Annotated in this window: 21 protein-coding genes; 13 read left to right on the top strand and 8 right to left on the bottom strand. The window is 65.5% G+C overall.

Translation table 11 applies throughout. The features are described 5' to 3' along the window. The first annotated feature begins 23 nt into the window (after positions 1-23). From METLW3_RS0114440 to METLW3_RS0114420, 5 genes are all read left to right on the top strand, one after another. Entirely contained in the window at positions 24-257 is a 234-nt protein-coding gene (locus METLW3_RS0114440; RefSeq protein ID WP_024880601.1) for a hypothetical protein, read from the top strand. After that, positions 254-700 carry a type II toxin-antitoxin system VapC family toxin gene (locus METLW3_RS0114435; RefSeq protein WP_198022772.1) on the top strand — a complete coding sequence of 149 codons (447 nt, stop codon included), beginning with the start codon at positions 254-256 and terminating at the stop codon, positions 698-700. Before METLW3_RS0114440 ends, METLW3_RS0114435 begins: the two co-directional genes overlap by 4 nt. Positions 701-705: 5 nt before the next feature. Next, on the top strand, positions 706-1,491 hold the full coding sequence (locus METLW3_RS0114430) for a succinate dehydrogenase iron-sulfur subunit (RefSeq protein ID WP_024880599.1): 786 nt from the start codon (positions 706-708) through the stop codon (positions 1,489-1,491). Between the two features lie 136 nt (positions 1,492-1,627). Further along, positions 1,628-1,987 (top strand): hypothetical protein, encoded by a 360-nt coding sequence (locus METLW3_RS0114425; RefSeq protein ID WP_024880598.1) that lies wholly within the window; start codon positions 1,628-1,630, stop codon positions 1,985-1,987. Positions 1,988-2,146: 159 nt separating this feature from the next. Further along, the gene (locus tag METLW3_RS0114420; RefSeq protein WP_024880597.1) at positions 2,147-3,181 is read left to right on the top strand and encodes an aspartate-semialdehyde dehydrogenase; all 1,035 of its coding nucleotides are present in this window, start codon (positions 2,147-2,149) and stop codon (positions 3,179-3,181) included. Here METLW3_RS0114420 and METLW3_RS0114415 read toward each other — a convergent pair. Further along, on the bottom strand, positions 3,156-4,898 hold the full coding sequence (locus METLW3_RS0114415; RefSeq protein ID WP_024880596.1) for a SulP family inorganic anion transporter: 1,743 nt from the start codon (positions 4,896-4,898) through the stop codon (positions 3,156-3,158). The two genes, METLW3_RS0114420 and METLW3_RS0114415, sit on opposite strands and share 26 nt — an antisense overlap. A 136-nt stretch (positions 4,899-5,034) precedes the next feature. On the opposite strand from METLW3_RS0114415, the gene METLW3_RS0114410 reads away from it, so the two are divergent. After that, complete coding sequence (locus tag METLW3_RS0114410; protein ID WP_024880595.1) at positions 5,035-5,328, top strand: hypothetical protein; 294 nt, start codon at positions 5,035-5,037, stop codon at positions 5,326-5,328. After that, a complete protein-coding gene (locus METLW3_RS0114405; RefSeq protein ID WP_083966988.1) occupies positions 5,216-6,022 on the top strand; it encodes a nucleotidyl transferase AbiEii/AbiGii toxin family protein in 807 nt (268 codons plus the stop codon). The genes METLW3_RS0114410 and METLW3_RS0114405 overlap by 113 nt, the downstream gene beginning before the upstream one ends. Before the next feature lie 47 nt (positions 6,023-6,069). Here METLW3_RS0114405 and METLW3_RS0114400 read toward each other — a convergent pair whose 3' ends face one another. The 4 genes from METLW3_RS0114400 to METLW3_RS0114385 all read right to left on the bottom strand — a co-directional run bounded on the left by METLW3_RS0114400 (position 6,070) and on the right by METLW3_RS0114385 (position 10,236). After that, entirely contained in the window at positions 6,070-8,349 is a 2,280-nt protein-coding gene (locus tag METLW3_RS0114400) for a TonB-dependent receptor (RefSeq protein WP_024880593.1), read from the bottom strand. Positions 8,350-8,423: 74 nt separating this feature from the next. Then, entirely contained in the window at positions 8,424-8,831 is a 408-nt protein-coding gene (locus METLW3_RS0114395) for a hypothetical protein (protein WP_024880592.1), read from the bottom strand. A gap of 143 nt (positions 8,832-8,974) precedes the next feature. Then, positions 8,975-9,865 carry an alpha/beta hydrolase gene (locus METLW3_RS0114390; RefSeq protein ID WP_024880591.1) on the bottom strand — a complete coding sequence of 297 codons (891 nt, stop codon included), beginning with the start codon at positions 9,863-9,865 and terminating at the stop codon, positions 8,975-8,977. Beyond that, the gene (locus tag METLW3_RS0114385; RefSeq protein ID WP_245267345.1) at positions 9,862-10,236 is read right to left on the bottom strand and encodes a copper uptake system-associated protein; all 375 of its coding nucleotides are present in this window, start codon (positions 10,234-10,236) and stop codon (positions 9,862-9,864) included. The genes METLW3_RS0114390 and METLW3_RS0114385 overlap by 4 nt, the downstream gene beginning before the upstream one ends. A gap of 276 nt (positions 10,237-10,512) precedes the next feature. On the opposite strand from METLW3_RS0114385, the gene METLW3_RS0114380 reads away from it, so the two are divergent. The 3 genes from METLW3_RS0114380 to phbB all read left to right on the top strand — a co-directional run bounded on the left by METLW3_RS0114380 (position 10,513) and on the right by phbB (position 13,128). After that, positions 10,513-11,046, top strand: coding sequence for a TetR/AcrR family transcriptional regulator (locus METLW3_RS0114380; RefSeq protein ID WP_024880589.1), 534 nt, complete (start codon positions 10,513-10,515; stop codon positions 11,044-11,046). A 111-nt stretch (positions 11,047-11,157) separates the two neighbouring features. Further along, entirely contained in the window at positions 11,158-12,333 is a 1,176-nt protein-coding gene (locus METLW3_RS0114375; RefSeq protein ID WP_024880588.1) for an acetyl-CoA C-acetyltransferase, read from the top strand. Positions 12,334-12,402: 69 nt separating this feature from the next. Next, on the top strand, positions 12,403-13,128 hold the full coding sequence (phbB, locus tag METLW3_RS0114370) for an acetoacetyl-CoA reductase (protein WP_024880587.1): 726 nt from the start codon (positions 12,403-12,405) through the stop codon (positions 13,126-13,128). A gap of 217 nt (positions 13,129-13,345) precedes the next feature. On the opposite strand, the gene METLW3_RS0114365 is transcribed toward phbB, so the two are convergent. From METLW3_RS0114365 to METLW3_RS0114355, 3 genes are all read right to left on the bottom strand, one after another. Further along, positions 13,346-15,463 (bottom strand): PAS domain S-box protein, encoded by a 2,118-nt coding sequence (locus METLW3_RS0114365; protein ID WP_024880586.1) that lies wholly within the window; start codon positions 15,461-15,463, stop codon positions 13,346-13,348. A gap of 189 nt (positions 15,464-15,652) precedes the next feature. Further along, positions 15,653-17,719, bottom strand: coding sequence for an elongation factor G (locus METLW3_RS0114360; RefSeq protein WP_024880585.1), 2,067 nt, complete (start codon positions 17,717-17,719; stop codon positions 15,653-15,655). Positions 17,720-17,853: 134 nt separating this feature from the next. Next, positions 17,854-18,927, bottom strand: a complete 1,074-nt coding sequence (locus METLW3_RS0114355) for a DUF2332 family protein (RefSeq protein WP_024880584.1) — start codon at positions 18,925-18,927, stop codon at positions 17,854-17,856. Positions 18,928-19,121: 194 nt separating this feature from the next. Here METLW3_RS0114355 and METLW3_RS0114350 point away from each other — a divergent pair, with 194 nt between their 5' ends. The 3 genes from METLW3_RS0114350 (at position 19,122) to rdgB (ending at position 21,263) form a co-directional block, all read left to right on the top strand. Continuing rightward, positions 19,122-19,832 (top strand): Fe-Mn family superoxide dismutase, encoded by a 711-nt coding sequence (locus METLW3_RS0114350; RefSeq protein WP_024880583.1) that lies wholly within the window; start codon positions 19,122-19,124, stop codon positions 19,830-19,832. A gap of 94 nt (positions 19,833-19,926) precedes the next feature. Next, positions 19,927-20,640, top strand: a complete 714-nt coding sequence (gene rph / locus METLW3_RS0114345; RefSeq protein ID WP_024880582.1) for a ribonuclease PH — start codon at positions 19,927-19,929, stop codon at positions 20,638-20,640. Next, positions 20,637-21,263 (top strand): RdgB/HAM1 family non-canonical purine NTP pyrophosphatase, encoded by a 627-nt coding sequence (gene rdgB / locus METLW3_RS0114340; RefSeq protein WP_024880581.1) that lies wholly within the window; start codon positions 20,637-20,639, stop codon positions 21,261-21,263. Before rph ends, rdgB begins: the two co-directional genes overlap by 4 nt. The last annotated feature ends 397 nt before the right edge of the window (positions 21,264-21,660 follow it).

Raw genomic sequence — 21,660 nt, 5'->3', positions numbered from 1 at the left:
GGGCTTGGTCGAGGAAGAGCTGCATGAGCGCGATCACCATCCAAACCATCAGGGCTGAAACGATCGCCCGTATCGAGGAGCTCGCCGTGCTCCATCATCGCACCGTCGAAGAGGAGGCTGCGGCAATTCTCGAGACGGCGGTCTCGGATCGCGCGGCGCGCCTCGCGGCGATCGATCGTATCGCCGCCATGACTCCGAAAGGCGTAGCCCAGAGCGACAGCACCACTATCATCCGGGAGGCGCGCGACCAGTGGTGATCATCGACGCGAGCGTGGCGGTAAAATGGTATGTCGTCGAAACTCAGCACGCGCAGGCGCGCGAGATTTTAGCGGCGGACAATGAGCTGCTCGCTGCGCCGGATTTGATTCTCACCGAGGTCGCGAACACGCTTCGGCGAAAAGTCACGGAAGGAACAGTTACGAGAGAGCAGGCGTTCGAAGCATTGGAAGACCTTCCGCGCTGCTTTTCTCTGCTCGTGCCGTCCCGCGCAAGTTGGCGCGCCGCTTTTGATTTGGCCCTAAATCTCGGTCATCCCTTTCCTGATTGCGTGTATCTCGCCTGCGCCACTATGAACGATGCGAGATTGGTGACCGACGACCGCAAATTTCTGGAAAAGGCCGCCGCAAACGGGCACAAGAGCCGTATCGTCCTCCTCGCGGATTGGAAACCGCGAATGGCCGGCGGCGAGAATGCGAGCTGAAGACAATGGTCGAATTCGTCCTTCCCAAATCCTCCCGCCCCGTCGAGGGCAAGGTCTGGCCGAAACCCGAGGGCGCGAGCCGGGTGAGGGAGTTCCGCATCTATCGCTTCGACCCGGACGAGGCGTCGAACCCGCGCGTGGACACCTATTACGTCGATCTCGACGATTGCGGGCCGATGGTTCTGGACGCGATCATCTGGATCAAGAACAAGATCGATCCGACGCTGACCTTCCGCCGCTCCTGCCGCGAGGGCATTTGCGGCTCCTGCGCGATGAATATCGATGGGCTCAACACGCTCGCCTGCACCAAGGGCATGGATGAGATCGAGGGGACGATAAAGCTCTATCCGCTGCCGCATATGCCGGTGGTGAAGGATCTCGTGCCCGATCTCAGCGATTTCTACGCCCAGCACGCCGCTATCGAGCCCTGGCTGCAGACGGTGACGCCGGAGCCGGAGAAGGAATGGCTGCAGGCGCCGGACGATCGCCGCAAGCTGGACGGGCTCTATGAGTGCATCCTCTGCGCCTGCTGCTCCACCTCCTGCCCCAGCTATTGGTGGAATTCCGATCGCTTTCTCGGCCCGGCGGCGCTGCTGCAGGCCTATCGCTGGGTGGTGGACAGCCGCGACGAGTCGACAGCCGAGCGCGTCGCCTATGTCGATGACGCTTTCCGCCTCTATCGCTGCCACACGATTCTGAACTGCTCCAACGCCTGTCCGAAGAGCCTGCTGCCGGGGACGGCGATCGCCGAGCTGAAAAATCTGGCGATCGCGCAGACGACCGGCGAATGACGAAAGTCGTGGGAAGCGGAGCAGGCGCCGTAATGGCGCCTGCTTCTGTGCGCAATCTTCGCCACGGGATCGCCGGAACTTGTCTTTTTTCCGGCCTGGGAGCATTTTGGAGCCCGATGCTCGAGGAGTAGCCGCCATGCGATCGCGCCCACTTCTTTTGGTCGCCGCTATTTTCGCCTTTTCGTCCGCGTTGCCGCTGTCCGCGGGAGCGGAGGATGCGCTCGACCCCAGCCGGCTGGACACGTCCGCCGCCGGGGCCGTCAAGGCGAAGCCGAAGAAAAACAAACAGCAGCAGCAGACGACGGCTGGTCAGCCAGCCGCGCCCGGCAAGCCGCCGGCCAAGGTCGAGAACCGCCAATTCGGCGAGCTCGAGGGCTGGTCGCCGGGCAAATCCCCGCCCAAGAAAAAAGACAAAGAGGACGAAGGCTCGCGTTTCGGCAAGGCGCCGGTGAGCATGGGCAATAATGGCAATATGTCGGTCGGTATGCCCTTCTGAGCCCGTCGGCCTCGGCGTGATCGCCGTGGCCATGCTGTGAGATCGATGCGAAGCCGCTCCGTGGCCCAGACGGCCTACGGGGTCGCTTCGCTATTCTCGTCCATACCCTCGACAAAAGGCGCGCCCGTCGCCATAAGCGGGCAAAAGGAGTGCGCATCCATGGGTTACAAGGTCGCCGTCGCGGGCGCCACGGGCAATGTGGGCCGCGAGATGCTCGACATTCTGGCGGAGCGCCGCTTTCCGGTCTCGGAAGTGGTCGCGCTGGCTTCGTCCCGGTCCATTGGGACGGAAGTGTCGTTCGGCGACAAGATTCTCAAATGCCGCCATCTCGACACTTATGATTTCTCCGACACCGACATCTGCCTCATGTCGGCGGGCGGAGACGTCGCGCGCGAATGGGCGCCGCGCATCGGCGCCAAGGGCTGCGTCGTCATCGACAATAGCTCCGCCTGGCGCATGGACCCGGATGTGCCGCTGGTGGTGCCGGAGGTCAACGCCGACGCCGCGGCTGGCTTCACGAAAAAGCACATCATCGCCAATCCCAATTGCTCCACGGCGCAGCTCGTCGTCGCGCTGAAGCCGCTGCACGACGCTGCCAAGATCAAGCGCGTCGTCGTCTCGACCTATCAATCCGTCTCGGGCGCGGGCAAGGAGGGCATGGACGAGCTGTTCTCGCAGACGCGCTCCGTCTTCGTCTCCGATCCGATGGAATCGAAGAAATTCCCCAAGCGCATCGCCTTCAACCTCATTCCGCAGATCGACGTCTTCATGGAGGACGGCTTCACCAAGGAAGAGTGGAAGATGGTGGTGGAGACGAAGAAGATTTTGGACCCAAAGATCAAGCTCGTCGCCACTTGCGTGCGCGTGCCGGTGTTCATCGGCCATAGCGAGGCGATCAATATCGAGTTCGAGAATCCGCTGTCGCCGGACGAGGCGCGCGACATTCTGCGCGAGGCGCCTGGCGTGCTCGTCATCGATAAGCACGAGCCCGGCGGCTACATCACGCCGCACGAGGCGGCGGGGGAAGACGCGACCTATATCTCGCGCATTCGCGACGATCCGACCGTCGAGAACGGCCTCGTTCTGTGGTGTGTCTCGGACAATCTGCGCAAGGGCGCGGCGCTGAATGCGGTGCAGATCGCGGAAGTGCTGGTGAACCGCAAGCTCATCACGCCGAAGCAGAAGGCGGCCTGAAGGCGCGGCTCTTGCGCGCGACGAGAGTGGGAGCCGTGATCTTCGAGGCGACGGCGTCGGGCGCGAGCGTCCGCGTCGCCTCGTCGACGCTGCGAAACAAGCGCCCTTCGCCGAGCGTTTTCATCACGCCGAAGCGCGTCAGCGCCTCATGCGCGCGCACCGATTCGAGTCGCGCTATGGCGAAATCCGCGCCCGCCGCGCGGCAATCCTCGATCGCCTGCCGCAATATGCGCGCCGCCGTATAATCGATCTCGACGATATTGCTCGCCTCCAGCACGACGAGCTTCGGCTTTTCCTCTATCGCCTCGCGCAAATCGCTCTGGAAACCATAGGCGTTGAGAAAAGACAGCGGCGCCTGAAAGGCCGTGACCAGCACGCCCTCGAGGCGCTCGCCATAAGGCTCAGCTCCGCTGGATGCGCAAGGCCACCACACCGAGCTTCCCGGCAGGCGCGCGAAAGTGATGAGGCGCGAGCGCGTCGTCGTCCAGACGCCATGCAGCAGCGAGGCGAGAATGGAGAGCGACACGCCATTCTGCACCGGCAGCGCGACGACGGCCGCCATGGTCAGCGCGACGAGCGCGAATTCGCCGCGCGTCTTCGCAAAAATGTCGCGCATCACATGCAGCCGGAAAATGCGCGCCGCGATGAACATCAATACGCCGGCGAGCGCGGCGTTGGGCACATGCTCGAGTAGCGAGGCGCCGAACAGCAGCAGAGCCGAGATGACCAGCGCCGCGACGATCGACGAGAGCTGCGAGCGCCCGCCCGTCGCCGTAACGATCGCCGTGCGCGGCGGCGAGGCGTCGACGGCGAAAGCGCCGACGAGGCCTGCCATTACACAGCCGGCGCCGACGCCGAGATAGTCGCGATCGACATCCGGCGCGCGGCCTTCCTCATTTGGAAATGAGCGCGAGGTCGCCGCCGTCTGCACCATGATCACCATGGCGATGATGATGGCGAGACCGACGATTTGCGGAATATCTGCGGGTGCGATCTCGGGAAAGCGCGGATGCGGAAATTCCGTCGAGACCTTGCCGAGCACAGCGACGCCGCGCTCCTCGAGATGAAAATAGCGCACCGCGAAAGCGGCGCCCGCCAGAGCGATCAGCGCGGCCGGCAGCTTGGGGCTGATCTTCTCGCCGATGATAATGGTCGCGAGCGAGCCGAGACCGATGGCGATGGCCGCGGGATTCGCCTCACGCCAATGCTTCGCCATTTCGGCGACGCGATAGAATTCGCTGCCCTCGACGCTCGGCAGGCCCAGCAGCGCGGGAAGCTGCGAGATCAAAATGTGAATCGAGATGCCGGCGAGAAAGCCCGTCGTTACCGGAACGGAGAGGAGATCGGCGATCCAGCCGGCGCGCAGCAGAAAGCCGAGAATGAGAATGCCGCCGACCAGCAGAGCGAGGAAGGAGGCGAGCGCCATGAATTGCGGCGAGCCGCGCGTCGCCAGCAGCGCCAGAGCGCCGGCGAAGATCGGCGCGATCGTCGAATCCGCGCCGGAGGAGAGGAAGCGGTTGGAGCCGAAAGCCGCGAAGGCGAGCGAGCCGGCGAGAAAAGCGAAAAAGCCGATCTGCGGCGGAAAGCCCGCGAGCCGCGCCGTCGCCATTTGCTCGGGTATGGCGATGGCGGCCAGCGTCAGCCCAGCTGCGACGTCGTAGCGCAGCATGGCCTGCGGCAGCGAAGGGAAGAACGGCCAGGAGCGTTGCTGCGGCATGGGGCGTGATCCGAGGCGAGCCTGTCGCAAATCTAGGGCGTGACGCTCGGTCTGTCATCGAGCAGCGGCGCCGCCGATGCTGACATCGCGCAGTCCTGATGCTAGCTTTTCTGCGACGCCGAAAGGATTTTCGAAAATGGGCGCGACAGAGCGAGTCGATGCGACGCTTCGTCTGGCGGCGAAATATGTTTGGGGCACGCCGCCGGAGATCGTCGTCTCGAGCGGCTTGCGAGGCCTCGTCGTGAATGTGATGGAGCTCGGCGTCTGGGAGGACGCCAATGAGCTGCTCGAGCTGATCGGGCCAGAGCTGTTCGTCGATGTGCTCGAATCGCCGCCGCCGGGCGCGATCTCCAGCCGATCGCTGGCGTTCTGGCATTATCGATTGGGCCGGCCGGGCGCGCCGCCGAAAGCGCGCAAGAGATTCGCGTGATGGAGCGCCAATGCTGACGCCTCTGCTCGACGCGCTGCCCGCGCCGCAACGTGGTCTCTGGCCACTGCTCGCACGGATACCACGCCATTATGCGCTCTACGGCGGCACCGCGATCGCGCTTCGTCTCGGGCATCGCACGTCGGTCGATTTCGATTTTTTCTCCGACGTTCCGCTCGACGATGACGCCAAGGGCGCGCTTCTCGCAGTGCTGCAGAAACTCGGCAGGGTTTCCGTGCTGCAAAACGAGAGGAATACATTGACCGTGAGCGTTTCACGGGACGACGAGCCGGTGAAACTGTCTTTCTTCGGCGGGATGTCGAACGGCCGTGTGGGCGAGCCCGAAAAGACCGCCGACGACGTCCTATGCGTCGCTTCCCTCGACGATCTGCTCGCCCATAAGCTGAAAGTGATTCACGATCGCGCAGAGGGAAAAGACTATCAGGACATTGCCGCTATGCTGGCGATAGGTCAGAGCCTCGCGCATGGCCTCGCCGCCGTCAAATCCTTGTTCGGTCCGGCTGTTCCCGCGATGATTACCTTGAAAGCTTTGTCGTATTTCGATGATGTGAATGAGTCGTGGCGCGTGACCGAAGATGTGAAGACAACGATTTCCTCCGCCATCGAACAGCTTTCTGCGCAATGGAGTGAGGCGCCGATCGTGTCGCATGCGCTCGGTTGCGCTCGCGCCGATTAGAGGGATGCGCGAAGCGATCCCGCGGGATCGCTTCGCGGCAATGACGTTCAAAACGCCCATTTCATCCCGGCGTAGACCGCGCGGCCATAGCCCGGATAAAAGGCGGCCGGGTTCGACGCACGCGCGTCGATGATCGTCGTCACATCGCTGATGTAGTGGCGATCGGCGAGATTGCGCGCATCGATATAGAAGGTGAGCCCATAGGGCAGCTTCATGCCCGCCTGAACGCCGAGCAGCACATAGCCGGGCGTCTGCAGCGTGTGCATGTAATCGACGTAAGAACCTTCCGGAACCCAATCGATCGAGGGCGCGACATAGAGCCCGTCGGGCCGGCTGTAGGCGAGCGTCGTGCGCAGCACATGGCGCGGAACGCCGGCCAGCGGATTGTTTCCGTAATTGGCGTCGCCAACGAAACGGAAGTCGCTCCATGTCCAGACTTGGCTCAGCTTCAGCACATCATCGGGCGCGGTGATGTTACGCCACAGATCGACGCTGGCGGCGAGCTCGACGCCCTGATGCATGGTGCGCTTGGCGTTGAAGGTCGTCGCCGGCACGCCCGCGCCGGGATTGGCGCTGAACTTCAGCAGCTCGTCCTGCAGCTCAGTGTGGTAGAAAGTCACGTCCCAGGAGAAGCGGTCCCATTTGCCGCGCGAGCCGATCTCGCCGGTCCAGGCTTTTTGGGAGGCGAGCGGCGTGAAGGAGGCGCCGGGCGTCGGCGGAAAGAAGCCCTGCGTCAGATCGATGAAATCGGGAACGTCGCGGCTGCCGGTCATATCGGCGAAGAATTGAATCTCCGGCGTCGGCTGGAACATCAGTCCGACCTTGGGCACGATGCCGCGATAATTCTTTTCCGTGTGATTGGCGAGCGGCTCATAGGGGATGCCGCCGACCACGGAATAGCGCCGATCGTCGCTGAAGATCTTCGCGCCGAACATCAGAGCGAGCTGTGGCGCGATATAGAAGCGATCCTCGAAATAGGCCTCGAGATTGAGCGCCGCCATGCGATTGTTGCGGATCTGCGCGCTCAGCCCCGGATTGATGAAGGTTCCGCAAAAGCCGAAGCAGGTGCCCGCGGCGCCGAATTGCGCGAGGCCGTTGAAGGAATAGGGCGGGAAGGAATAGGCCGCATTGGCGAAATTCGCCGGTATCGCGCCATAGGGATTGAACTTCGCGCCATTGTAATTGGAATACCAATTATCGGTGGAGCCGCCGCCCCACACGCGCCCGCCGACGGTCAGCTCGTTTCTGTGGCCGGCGATCTCGAATTTCGTCGTGAGCTTGGGCGCGAAGCCCCAGCTCTCGCCTTCCTGCTCGATGACGACGAAGATCGGATGATAGAGGTAATTGTGAATGAACCAGCTATCGACGTCGATGCGGCCTATGTCCGTTTCGAACGTCGTCTTGTTGGAGATGCGCTGATTGCGGACATTGCGCGCCTGATCGGCGCCGAAGCCATCCGCGCCGAAGCCGGCGATATAGGGCAGCGTCGCGAGCGTCGGATTGCTGCGCGCATTATTGAGCGTCAGCGTGCCGGGCAATTGCTGATTTGTGTCATAGACGCCGAAGTAGAAGCGCGTCTCGATGTTGTTGGAGAAGCGATAGCCGATATTGCCGTTGATCTGCACATAATCGGATTGCGAATGGGTGCGGAACCCGTCCGAATGCGAGAAGGTTCCGTTGACGAGGAAATCAAAGTCGCCGATGACGCGCGACACCTGCGCCTGTCCGCGAATGGAGCCGAAGCTGCCGCCGTCGATCGCGAGCATGTTGGGCGCGAGCGCCGTGCGCGCGGTGGGCGAGACGAAATTGATCGCGCCGCCCAATGTCGAGGAGCCGAAGGAGAGCGCGTTGCCGCCCTTATAGACCTCGATCGAGCGGAAATATTTGGGGTCGATCTCGTAGAAATCGCCGCCGCCGTCGGCATAGTTCATCGGTATGCCGTCCTGCAGCAGCTCGAAGCCGCGCAGATGATAATCGCGCGTGAGATTGGAGCCGCGCATGGAGAGGCGCAGCTCTTGCCCGTAGCGCGTATCGACGAAGACGCCGGGAACGTCCTTCAGCGCGTCGCGCAGATCGGCGATATGGCGCGTCTGCATTTCCGGCGAGGCGGCGTCGACGAAAGCGACCGAGCCGACAGTCTGCTCGATGCGGCGCTTTTGCTCCGCGACCGAGGGAGCGGTGAGCGAGCCCGTCTGCGGCGCCGCATTGGCGGAGCGCGCATCGGAGCCGATGTCGATCGGCGGCAGCGCCGATTGCGCAAAGGCTGCGGGAGCCGCGAGAAGAAGCGCGCCGGCGGCGACGCCGCGCGAAAGAAGGCTGCGATACATAGAGTTTCTCCTGAGACGGCGTCGCGCCGTTCGAAGCCAAGTCGGAACGCGGCTTTCGCCGCATGGCGTTGCTGTCAGGAGAAAAGTGGCGGCGCCCGTGACGACCAGGATGTCGTCCAGCCGATCGGCGCAGGTCGCGGGCGATCTGCGGTCGCGCGGATCGGCGTCGCATGCGCGTCGGCGCCCAGAGCCGTGACGATGAAGGAGCCGATGACGGCGACGCCGTCGCGCAGGCTCCATTCGCAGAGCAGGCAGCAATGCGAATGCGCGCCTTCGCCGGCGGGCGCCTGGCGATGGTCCTGCGTCGCGCAATCGGGCGCGGCGAGCGCGATTTCCGCCCGCGCATTCGTCGCGTGGGCGAAAGGCGCCGCGGCGAACAGCAATTGCAGCAGCAGCGGAAGAACGGCGAGGATCGTGGCGAGCGCGTGCGAGCGGCGCGCCGCTCCTCGCCCTGCTTCGATCATCCGCTTCGCCTGGTTCATTCGCCTCTCGCGCCGCGCGAACCGTCGCTCGGTTCCGCTTTCGTTTTCTTGGTAACTGACCAATAGTCGCGAGGCAAGCCGAAGCGGCCGCCTGTGGCTGCTCGTTACGGAGATTTCCGAGGGTTGTGACCGCGAGGACACAGTCAGGCGCGTCCGAGGCGCAGGCCGGCGGCGAAGGATTCGATCGCTGCGGCGACGACGTCCGGCCGATCGACGGCGACGAAATGGCGGGCCTCGCGCAAGAGCAGGACCGAGGCTTTCGGCGCCTTGGCGAGAAGATTGGCGTAAAAGGCCGATATCTCTTCTTCGCTGCGGCCGGCGAGGTAGGAATCGGTCGCCGCCAGAGCGAGCAGAGGCGCGTCGAGCCGCGTGAGCTCCGGCCGCAGATCGGCCGACAGCATCTCGATGACATAAGCGGCGGTCGCGGCGGGATCGCTGCGCGCGGCGCGCTCGGCGAAACGCTCGGCCTGCCGCGAATCGTTCATGCGCGCGGCGAGAAAGCCGCGCAGCGTCTCTCGAAAGCGGGCAGGATCGCCGGCGCCGACGGCAAATTGCGCGGCGAGGCGCTGCGCTGTGCCTGCGCGCTCCTCGGCCGTCGCGCCGGCGAGGGCGGGGAAGACCGGATAGCCATCCAGAGTGACAATTCCGCCGAACAGCTTGGGATGCGCCGCCGCGGTCTTCAGCGCGATGAAGGCGCCGAGGCTATGGCCGACGAGGAGCGGCCGCTTCAGAGCGGCCACATAGGCCGCGATATCGGCGCAAATGCGCGGGATCATCGGCGCCTCGATCGGCGGGCGGCCGTCGAAGCCCGGCAGCGTCAGCGCGTGAATCGAGAAGCGCGGGGAAAGCCGGCGGGCGATCTCCTCCAGCGCCCAGGCGCCGCAGGCGAGGCCTGGGATCAGCACAAGAGGCTCGCCGGCGCCGCTCTGCTCGACCGAGAGAGTGCGGAATTGCGTCTCGGCGCCGGCGAGAGCGGGCGCGGCGGCGAGAAGGCTCGTTCCGGCGAGCAGCGCGCGTCGGCTGAGCGTGGTCATGGAATCGGGCGATGATGCGGGTCGAGCGGCGTATGGCCGCCGGCGGCGTCCACAGCGACCACGCCGTCGAATCGCGACATGCGCTCGAGCAGGGCGGGGGAGAGACGGCGCTCCGCCGTCGCCAGCGAAGCGGCCAGCGCCTCGGCGCGGGGCCGCGCGAGGCCGAGCTTTTCGAGCGAGGCGCTCTGCTTCAGCGCGTCGCCGGCGCAGAGCGAGATCTCCCATTTGCCGTCCTTGCGGCGCAGCAGCGCGCGGCCGCCTTGCTCGCCCTGCGCCCAATCGGCGATGGCGACGTCGCCGTCGATGACGATCGGCTCGACGGCGAGCGGCGAGTCGGGACGGTCGAAGGTCTGCATGAGGAGATGTTTCACGGCTGCTTCGTCATCGCCGGCCGCCGCGACGGCGACGTTCGCGCCGAGGAGGAGAGAAAAAAGCGCCGCGCCGCATCCGGCTCTCCGAAAAAAACTCATCTCGCCCCCCCATTTCGATCGTCGAAAATTATTGGTAAGTTACCAATACAAGTTTGGCAAGCGTCCCACGACGAAAGCTCGGCCCCATGCGAAAGGGATGGCGAGGGCGCGCCGCCGCATTGCCCAGACGAGCAGGTTTTTGGTAGGGAGCCGGCATCGGGCTCGGAAAGATCGGCAGTGACGGCGGAAATCAGCGTCAGACAGCGGATATTGAACGCCGCGCTCGATATCGTCGAAAAGGACGGCGTCGAGGCGCTGACCCAGCCGCGCGTCGCCAAGGCCGCGGGCGTGCGGCAGTCGCATCTCACTTATTATTTCCCGCGCAAGGCCGATCTCTTCGTCGCTCTGCTGCAGGCCTCGCATGATCGCGCCGAGCGCGCGGGCGCCGCCGAGGAGGCCGACGAGCTTTTCGACACGCTGCGCAATCTCATGCTCGGACGCGGGCGGATGCGCTTCTTTCTCGCCATCGTTCTGGGCGCGAGCGAGGAGGATGAGCTGCGACCCGTCCTCGCCGCCCATGCGCAGGGGTTGACGCGCCGCGTCGCCGCCTATTTCGGGCGAGAGGCGGATGATCCTGCGGCGGTCGGCTTCGTCGATCGGCTGCGTGGTCTCGGCTTGCGGGCGCTGCTCGAGCCCGGCCTCGCAGAGATCGAGACGGGTGAATTGGAGCGGCTCGCCGCCGAATTCGGCCTCCGCCGCCCGAAGAATTGACGCGCCGCGTCAACGATGCCCGCGTCCGGCGCTTGACGAGCCGCGACTCAAAATGCTCAACGTGCGCGAGCGGCGTCCGCCGGCGCCAGCCCGACCAATCAGGAGAACGATATGACGACGGAGATCGTGATCGTTTCCGCGGCGCGCACTGCTGTGGGATCGTTCAACGGAGCTTTCGGTTCAACGCCCGCCCATGAATTGGGCGCGGTCGCTGTCAAGGCCGCTATCGAGCGCGCCAAATTGGAGGCCGCCGACGTCGACGAGGTGATCCTGGGTCAGGTCCTCGGCGCGGCGCAGGGACAGAACCCCGCGCGTCAGGCCGCCATCAAGGCGGGCGTGCCGCAGGACAAGACCGCTTTCGGCATTAATCAGGTGTGCGGCTCGGGCCTGCGCGCCGTGGCGCTCGCCGCTCAGCAGATTCAGGCGGGCGACGCGAGCATCATCGTCGCCGGCGGCCAGGAGTCCATGTCGCTGTCGCAGCATTCCGCTCACATGCGCGCCGGCACCAAGATGGGCGATGTGAAGTTCGTCGACACGATGATCGTCGACGGCCTCACCGACGCCTTCAACAATTACCACATGGGCATCACGGCGGAGAATGTCGCGGCCAAGTGGCAGATCAGCCGCGCCGAGCAGGACGCTTTCGCCGTCGCCTCGCAGAACAAGGCCGAGGCGGCGCAGAAGGCCGGCAAGTTCAAGGACGAGATCGTCCCCTTCACCGTCTCCTCCCGCAAGGGCGATGTGATCGTCGATCAGGACGAATACATCAAGCATGGCGTGACGCTCGAGGGCGTCGCCAAGCTGAAGCCGGCCTTCACCAAGGACGGCACGGTGACGGCGGCCAACGCTTCCGGCCTCAATGACGGCGCGGCGGCGCTCGTCATCATGACGGCGGCGGAAGCGGCCAAGCGCGGCCTCACGCCGCTCGCCCGCATCGCCTCCTGGGCGACCGCCGGCGTCGATCCGTCGCTCATGGGCTCCGGCCCGATCCCGGCCTCGCGCAAGGCGCTGGAGAAGGCCGGCTGGAAGATCTCCGACCTCGATCTCATCGAGGCCAATGAGGCTTTCGCCGCGCAGGCTCTGGCCGTGAACAAGGATCTCGGCTGGGATCCGGCGATCGTCAACGTCAACGGCGGCGCCATCGCCATCGGCCATCCGATCGGCGCCTCGGGCGCGCGCATTCTGACGACGCTGCTCTATGAGCTCGGACGCCGCGGCGGCAAGCGCGGCCTCGCCACGCTCTGCATCGGCGGCGGCATGGGCGTCGCCCTGACGATCGAGCGCTAAATATAAAAGGACCGCGCGCCTGAGAGGCTCGCGGTCCAATTCTTTGAAAATTCGATGAAGGAGGACGAGGTGGGCAGAACAGCGGTTGTGACGGGCGGCACGCGCGGCATCGGCGAAGCGATTTCCAAGGCGTTGAAGGCTGCGGGTTATAATGTCGCCGCGACCTACGCCGGCAATGACGAGGCGGCGAACAAGTTCAAGGCGGAGACCGGCATTCCGGTCTATAAGTTCGACGTGTCGGACTATGACGCCAGCGCCGCCGCCATTGCGCAGATCGAGAAGGATCTGGGCGGGGTCGATGTGCTCGTGAACAACGCCGGCATCACCAAGGACCGTCTGTTCCACAAGATGGAGCTGGCGCAGTGGCAGGCGGTGATCGACACCAACCTCAACTCGCTGTTCAACGTCACCCGCCCTGTCATCAACGGCATGCGTGACCGTGGCTTCGGCCGCATCATCGTCATCTCGTCGATCAATGGCCAGAAGGGCCAGGCCGGTCAGACGAACTATTCCGCCTCCAAGGCCGGCGACATCGGCTTCGTCAAGGCGCTGGCGCAGGAGAGCGCCTCCAAGGGCATCACCGTCAACGCCATCGCGCCCGGCTATATCGCCACGGAGATGGTGAAGGCCGTGCCGCAGGACGTGCTCGACAAGCACATCATCCCCTATATCGCCGTCGGCCGCCTCGGCGAGCCGGAGGAGATCGCGCGCGCCGTGGTGTTCCTCGCTTCGGACGACGCCGGCTTCATCACCGGCTCGACGCTGACCATCAATGGCGGCCAGTATCTGGCCTGACGGGAGCGCTCGGGCGCGCCTCGAGATCGCCTCGCGCCATATTCGTCTTCTTCCTTCTCCCCGCGCGGGGAGAAGGCGAGGATGAGGGGCTCGGGGCGTTTTCCGTCTGTGAGAGCCGCGGATCGCCGCCCTAGAGCGCGTTCCGATCGAACGGTATCGTTCGATCGATCAGAATTCGCTCCCGGTTCAATCTGAACCGGAATCACTCTAGCGCCGATCACTCTTCGGCCGGCTCCTCCAGCCGATCATCGACTAGCGGCAGAGTGAAGCTCAGACGCGCGCCGCCGCCGGGGTTCTGCTCCGCCCACAGCTTCCCGTAATGCGCCTCCACGATCGCGCGCGAGACCGCGAGGCCGACGCCGAGCGCGTGCTTCTTCGTCGAGGTGAAGGGCTCGAACAGCTCATCCGCCACTTCATCGGCGAGGCCCGCGCCCGTGTCCACGATATCGACGCGGATCATGCCGCTCTCGTCGATTCGGGTCGAGATGACGAGCTCGCGCTTCTCGGAGCCCTGCATGGCCTCCAGCGCATTGCGCTTCAGATTGACCAGCACCTGCCGAATCTGCACGCGATCGACGATCACCGCGTCATCCTCCGCCGCGAGATCGAGCGTGGTGACGACCTTGACATGGTTGCGCGCCATGTCGGTGAAGGCGCAGGCGTCGCGGATGATGTCGTGCAGCCTCTGCAGCGTCTTGTCCGGCTCGGCGCGCGTCACGAAGCCGCGCAAATGGCTGATGATCTGCGCCGCGCGCGTCACTTGGGCGACGGCGCTGTCGAGAATCGGCTCGAGATCGGCGGTCGCGGTCTCGGCGCGTCGCAGCACGCGGCGTGCGGCGCTGAGATAGGTGGAGATCGCCGAGAGCGGTTGATTGATCTCATGGGCGACATTCGCCGCCATTTGCGCCATCAGATCGAGCCGGTCGGCGCGCAGCTTGCGCATCTGCGCCTCCGCCCGGCGGCGGTCGGTGAGATCGCGCAGGAACAGCACGAGCAGCCGCTCGCCGTCATGCGCCGCCTCGCTGACGGAGAGCTCCAGCGGAAACAGCGAGCCATCCTTGCGGCGGCCGATGCGCTCGGGCTCCGCCTCGGCGGGCGCGGCCCCGTCGGCGCCCAGCGTCGCGAAACGAGGGTCGTGGAACGGCTCCGGAAATAGAATATCGACCGGGCGTCCGATCGCCTCCGCCGCCTCATGGCCAAAGAGCCGCGTCGCCGCGGAATTCACGGCGTGAATAACGCCCTCGCCGTCGATGATGACGATCGCGTCGACCGCGCCTTCGACGATCGCGCGCAGACGCGCCTCGCTCGCGCGGCGTTCCTGCTCGGCGCGCGATCTCTCGCTGAGATCGCTGAGCATCACCGCATAGCCATAGAGATTGTCGGAGTCGTCGCGCAGCGGGGCGATCAGCTCCTCGGCGGGAAAGATCGAGCCGTCCCGGCGCCGGCGCGGCTCCTGGCGCTTGACGACGCTGCGCGCCACGAGAGCGCCGAGCTCCTCCTGCGTGTCGGATGAATGAAGGATCGACAGGCGGCGCCCCAAAATTTCATCGCGGCTCCAGCCGGTAATGCGTTCGGCCGCCTCGCTCCAGGCGACGATGCGCTCTTGCCGGTCCAGCGAGAAGATCGCCGAAGCCGGCGCGCCCTCGGCCAGCAGGCGGAAATGCTCTTCGCTCTGCCGCAGCGCCTTGCGCGCGCGCTCATAGTCGAGGCTCTTGATCGTCTTCCAGCGGCCGCCGCGGCGGATCAGCGCGAATTCGTGCCGGGCGATCACCTCGACGATCTCCGGCGCGCCGATCAGCCGCAGCGAATAGGAGCAGAGCGTCAGCATGCGCACGGAGCCGTGCAAGGCGGCGAGCCCGTTCTCATAGGTCATGAAGATCGACCAGTCCGTGGCGTCCACCTCGAAGGCGTTGCCGCTGGCGCGCAATCCGTCGAAACCGGCGCGCAGCGCCGAGTCATGGGCCGAGCGCCAATCGTCCAGCAGCCGGTTCTCGTCCAGCTGGCCGGCGCGAAGATACCATTCTTCCGGGGAGAGGATGTCGATGCGCCCCAGCGTGAGATCGGCCTCGAGATCGGGAACCAGCGTCGCCAGGCGCGTCTTGGCGGCGGCGACAGTCAGCGGCGGCGAGGCGACCCAGATGCAGCGCTCATTGGCCGCGAGACCGGCCGCGAAATAGGGCGCGACAATGTCGAGGAGATCGTCGACATCATCGAAGAACTGGCAGAAATGCGTGCCCCACGGCAAATCTCCTGCGCCCTCTATTCCCGAAGGGCGCGACAGCCGCTCGCTCCGCGACCGAAGAGTCACGAATTCCGTCGCGGTCTCAGCCTGCATTTATTCATTCCAGTATGGACCGCCGCTATCTCCGGTTTGCAGGGCGCGCCCGCTCGCCTTCGATCCGCCAATCGGATGGGACCAAATGCGAACATTGTCAAAATGAGACAATGTTTCGTCGTCACCTGTGCCGATCAAGAACCGCGCCACAGAGGACCCGTCCCGAAACGAGTCGAAGCTGCGCCATTCTCATTGGCTCGCAGCGCTGCGCGCGGCCACGACCTCATGCGCTTGTCGCCCGACCACCTCGGTCAGATGATCGAAGGCGGCCTCGAAAAATCCGGCGCCCGAGGTGGCCGAGCGCAGCTCGACGATGAGATCGCCGATCTCCGCCTCCGGAATGAGCGCGTCGAGCTCGTCCCAGCCTTCCCATCCCGGGCGCGGGCCAAAGCCCAATATTTGCCCACGCCGCGCCGAGACAATGCCTGTCGCGCGTGAGACCGCCTCGCTCGGCGCGAATATCGCCACGGAGAGCATGGGCTCGAGCAGAACCGGCTCGGCTCTGCCCAGCGCCTCGATCATGCCGATGCGCGCCGCCGTGCGGAAGGCCATGTCGGAGGAATCGACGCTATGATACGAGCCGTCGACCAGCACCGCCTCCACATCGACGACCGGAAAGCCGAGCGGCCCGCGCGCCAGCGCGTCCCGGCAGCCGGATTCGACCGAGGAAAAGTATTGTTTTGGCACAGTGCCGCCATGGACGCGCTCGGCGAAAGCGAAGCCTTCGCCACGTGCGCGCGGCGCCACCTCCAGCACCACATCGCCGAATTGCCCATGGCCGCCGGACTGCTTCTTGTGGCGGCCGCGCACGCTCACCGGATGGCGGATCGTCTCCTTATAGCCGATGGCGGGACCGTGCGTGGAGACGGTCACGCCATAGCGCGTCGCGAGGCGTTCCAAAGCGACACGAATATGCATCTCGCCCTGGCCGAGCAGCTTCATCTCGCCGAGCGCCTGATCATGCAGGAAGACGAGCGACGGATCCTCGTCGATGAGCTTGGCCAGAGCGGCGGCGAGGCGCATCTCGTCCTTGCGATCGCCGACCGACAGCGCCAGCGCATAGACGGGGCGCGGCGCGGCCAGCGGCGCCGGGGCGGGCGGCGCGCCGGCGCGCGCTTCCTGCAGAGCCTCGCCCGCTGCGACGCCGTCGAGCCGGCCGAAAGCCACGGTCTCGCCCGCTTCCGCTTTGGCCTGCCGCGTCGCCGTGGCGCCGAGCATGGAGGAGACGCCGCTGATCTTCTCCTCCGCGCCGGATGAGCCGATCACTGTCTGTCCGTCCGAGAAGGAGCCGCGCAGCACGCGCGCCAGCGACAGCTTGCCGCCATGCGGCGTATGGATGGAGCGGAACACATGGGCGAGGGCGGGGCCTGAATCGGCGACGCCGAGCCGGGCTCGTGTCGCGGCGACGCTCGGCGCCTCGTGGCGCAACGCTTTCAGCAGCCGCGTGACGCCGGCGCCGCGCTCCGCCGCGCCGATGAACACGGGCGCGACATGGCCGAAGCGCAGCTCCTTGGCGAGATCGTCGAAAATCTGGTCGCGCGGCGGCTCTATGTCGCTGAGCAATTCCTCCATTAGCGCGTCGTCGTAATCGGCGAGCCGCTCCAACATGGAATAGCGCGCCTCCTTCTCCAGCACGGCGTCGCCGTCGGGCATTGCGACGACCTCGGAGGGCGCGTGCTCGCGATAGACATAGGCGCGCTCCAGCGCGAGATCGATGAAGCCGACCGCAATGCCATTGTTCCAAAGCGGGATTTGCCGCAACAGCAGCGGTGTGCGCGAGGCTGATTGCAGCAGGGCGAGCGAGTCGCGCAGATTGCCTGTGGCGGAGTCGATCTTGTTGAGGAACAGAAAATGCGGAACGCGCGCCTCCTCCACCGCGCGCAGCACGAGCTGCAAGGCGGGCAGCTTGCGCGGATCGGATTCGGCGACGACGATCGCGGCGTCGGCCACGGCGAGGACGCGGCGTTGCTCATGGGTGAATTCGACCGAGCCGGGACAATCGACGAAAGTGTAGCGATCGCCGAGATAGTCGGCGCGGCCGATGTTGCATTCGACGCTCATCGCATGGGCGCGCGCTTCTGGAGAGGCGTCGCCGACGGTGGAGCCGTCGCGCACCAGCCCTTGCCGCTGCACGGCTCCGCAGCGCGCGAGCAGGCACTCGAAAAGGCTGGTCTTGCCGCTCTGAAAAGGGCCGACAAGCGCGATCAGTCGCGCGCCTTCGGCTCGCGCCGCGCCGGACGTTCTCGTTTCACTCATGTCCTGCTCCCGTTCCCGGCGCCGGCGAGTGGAAACCTTGTCGGCTCCGTCGAGGTTGATGCTCCCACCACATGGGTCGGCGCGCAAGCGATGAAAAGCGCTGCGGCGCCGGATGGATGCGAGCTGGGCGAAAGCTATGCGGCGGGATGCGGGACGGCGCCGCTCCACTCGATCCAGCGCCCATGAAAATCCGCGCGGCCGAGCGCAAAGCTCTCGCCGCCCGGCCAGAGCGTCAGCGTGAGCGCGGCCGAGCGCGTGTCGCCGTCGGCCTCCATTTGCAGCCGCGCGAGCGGCGTCTCGCGGCTCGCTGCGGCGCCCGCGGCTTCGAGACCGGCGGTGGCGCGGCGCTTGGTCTCGAGCGGCAAATATTGCCAGACGACCGAGTGATAGACGAAGCGCGCGACATTGGGGTGAGGTGGAGCGGCGAGTCGCGCGGCGAGCCAATCGCCGGCGTCGGCGCGCTCGACGCGCTCGCGATGCAGAGCGGCGAGAGCGAGCGCGGTCTCCATGCGCGTTAGACGTGCGTTCTGATCCGGCCAGACATAGGCGAGCAGCCGCGCGCGATGCGCGGCGTCGCCGGGATCGAGCGGATCGACATCGCAGCCGGCGCGCGCGACGATCTGCAACGGCGCATCGAGCGAAGGCGCCGCGCCGCGCCAGTCGCAGGAGAGGCGAAGACGCGCGGAAGGATCGCCGAAAGCGCCGACGCCGAGATCATAGGCATAACGATCGAAATGCAGATTGAGGCCGGCGCTGGCGCCGATCTCGAATGTCTCCAGCGGCAGGCCGGTCGCCGCGGCGACGATCAGCGCGCCGCCCAGAATAACGCTGGAGCGGCCCGCTTCATTGGTCTGCGGCGGACGATCGAGAAAGCCCGCGAGAAAATCATCATGCGCCTCTATCGCGCGCGCGATCTCGCTCGCGAGCCGCGCTTCGTCGAGCGCATGGGGCGGGTAAACGGCGGCGAGCGCGCGCGCCTTTCCCGATCGCGCCAGAAAATGCAGCGCGCCGCAAGCGCGCAGCGCCAGCGCATCGGCCTTGGCGCGCGGACCCCAGGCGCAAATCCTGCGGCCGAAGGCGCTGCTCTCGTCGAGCCCCGCGACGAGCGTCTCGCAGAGCGCGGCGGTGAAGGGCGAGGCGAGATCGCGGCACGCCTTCGCTTGGAAGGAAAAGGCGTCGGCGATCTCATCGGGCAGGCGTTTCGTCATTTCTCCCGGGCCTCCATAGGCGATTTTCGTAATCCGGCGTGGCGGCGAGAAATTGGTCGTTCCTGTGCTCAATTATGCGATAATTCACTTTGAGACGATCTCCCCCTCCGTTCGCGAAGCCGCCGAATGTCATTCGGAGCAAATTCGCTCCGGCGCACGGAGAATGAAAGATCGTCGGTTCGAGGAGGCAGAGCGTGACGCAGGATTTTCATCGCAGACAATTTCTGGGCGCAGCGGCGACGACCGGGGCCGCACTGGCCGCCGGCGCGGCGCGCGCCGAGGAGAAAGCCGCCGTCGTGAAGCGCGCCGCCGTCGTCCATCAGCCGAAGCCGATGGCCTTCGATCCAAAGCGCGTCGAAGGAATGTCGGAGAAGATCCTCGTCTCGCATTACGAAAATAATTACATCGGCGCAGTGAAGCGGTTGAATGCGATCCTCGATCAGCTCTCTGGCGTCGATTTCGACAAAGCCCCCGGATTTCAGATCAACGGGCTGAAGCGCGAAGAGCTGATCGCCGCCAACTCGATGATCCTGCACGAGGTCTATTTCGCCGGGCTCGGCGCCTCCGGCAAGCCGGGGGCGGCGCTCGCCGCGGCGTTCGACCGAGATTTCGGCTCTTTCGACCGCTGGCGCGCCGAATTCGTCGCCATGGGAAAGGCGCTCGGCGGCGGCTCCGGCTGGGTGGTTCTGTCCTATGACAAGCATGGCGGGCGGCTGGTCAACAGCTGGGCGAATGATCATACGCAATGTCTGGCGGGCGGCGATCCGATCTTCGTGCTCGACATGTTCGAGCACGCCTATCAGATGGATTTCGGCGCGAAAGCGGCCGATTACGTCAAGGTCGTCATGGCGGCGGCCGGCTGGTCCAACGCCGATCGTCTCTTCGAGAAATACAGCAGAGCCTGACCGGCGGGCCGGCGCGCGCGGGCTGCCCGTCCGCCCGGCTTCCACTGGCGGCCGAACCGCGTTACTAAGGCCGCTTCTCTAGCAAGGAGCCTTCATGCGGCCGAGCAAACGCGCGCCAGACGAAATGCGTCCCGTCAGTTTCGAACGGGGCGTCGCCCGCTACGCCGAGGGCTCGTGCCTCGTCAAATTCGGCAACACGCATGTCCTTTGCGCCGCGACGCTCGAGGACAAGCCGCCGCCGTGGCTGCGCGGGCAGGGGCGGGGCTGGGTGACGGCCGAATACGCCATGCTGCCGCGCGCCACCCATACGCGCACGCGCCGCGAGTCGACCTCCGGCAAGCCGTCCGGCCGCACGCAGGAGATTCAGCGTCTCATCGGCCGCTCGCTGCGCGCCGTCACCAATCTGCCGGCGCTGGGCGAGCGTCAGATCGTCGTCGATTGCGACGTCATCCAGGCGGACGGCGGCACGCGCACGGCCTCCATCACCGGCGCCTGGCTGGCGCTGCATGATTGCTTCCAATGGATGCGCTCGCGCTCCATCATCAAGGACAATCCGCTGCGCGACCATGTCGCCGCCATCTCCTGCGGCGTGTGCAATGGCGCTCCCGTGATCGACCTCGATTACACGGAGGACTCGACCGCCGAGACCGACGCCAATTTCGTCATCACCGGCTCGGGCGGGCTCGTCGAGGTGCAGGCGACGGCGGAAGTCGCCGTTTTCTCCGAGGATAATCTCGGCTCCATGCTGACGCTGGCGCGTGGCGGCATCGAGAAGCTCGTGCAAATGCAGAAGGCGGCGCTGGCGTGACGCGCAGAATCGAAGGTCGTCTCGTCATCGCGACGCATAATCCCGGCAAGCTCTGGGAGCTGCGCCAGCTCTTGGAGCCACATGGCGTCGACGCTGTCTCCGCCGGCGAACTCGGCGTCGCCGAGCCGGAGGAGACGGAGACGACCTTCTCCGGCAATGCGCTTTTGAAAGCGCGCGCCTCCTGCGCGGCGACCGGCCTGCCGGCTTTCGCCGACGACTCGGGTCTCTGCGTCGATGGGCTGGATGGCGCGCCGGGTGTCTATTCGGCGCGCTGGGGCGGCGATAATCGCGATTTTTCCTCCGCGATCCGCCGTGTCGAGCGCGAGCTGAATGAGCGCGGCGCGACGGCGCCTTTCGCCGCGCATTTCATCTGCGCGCTCGCCATCGTCTGGCCGGACGGACATGTGGAAGAGTTCGAGGGCCGCGTCGATGGCGTGCTGGTGTTTCCGCCACGCGGCGAGAAGGGTTTCGGCTATGATCCGATCTTCCTGCCGGACGGATTGGATCGCACCTTCGGCGAGATGATGTCGGCCGAAAAGCATGCGTTGCCGGGCGACGGCTCGCGCGCGCTGTCGCATCGGGCTCGCGCCTTTCAGGCTTTGGCGCGCGCCTGCCTCGCCTGACATGAGGAAAGCCCCTGGGCGCTGCGGCGGGCAGGGGCTTCGTGAAGGACGCGCGCGAGCTTTGCGCGCGTCAATGCTTCAGATGCGAGCCGCCGCTGCTCTTGCCGTGAGTTGGTTCTGGGCATGGAAGCCTCCGTTCGACGTCCGTCGCCGAAAACAACGGCGTCGATCCCAGGGCGATCGGGTGAAGGTCAATAATCCTCCCCCTCATGCTGAGGAGCGCCCGAAGGGCGCGTCTCGAAGCGCGATGGGGAGTTCCAGATGGCCGCGCATGAAGGTTCCCTCGTCCTTCGAGACGCCGCTTCGCGGCTCCTCAGGATGAGGAAACCTTCACCCGAGCGCCCTGGCCTCGATCCAAGGCTCCATTGCATTTTGGGGAGATTCGAGCGAAGCGGCG

It is taken from the genome of Methylosinus sp. LW3 (assembly GCF_000527115.1).
In the GTDB taxonomy this organism is placed as follows: Bacteria; Pseudomonadota; Alphaproteobacteria; order Rhizobiales; family Beijerinckiaceae; genus Methylosinus.
The sequence above is the reverse complement of the archived record's forward strand: the minus strand, read 5'-3'. Positions and strand labels throughout refer to the sequence as shown.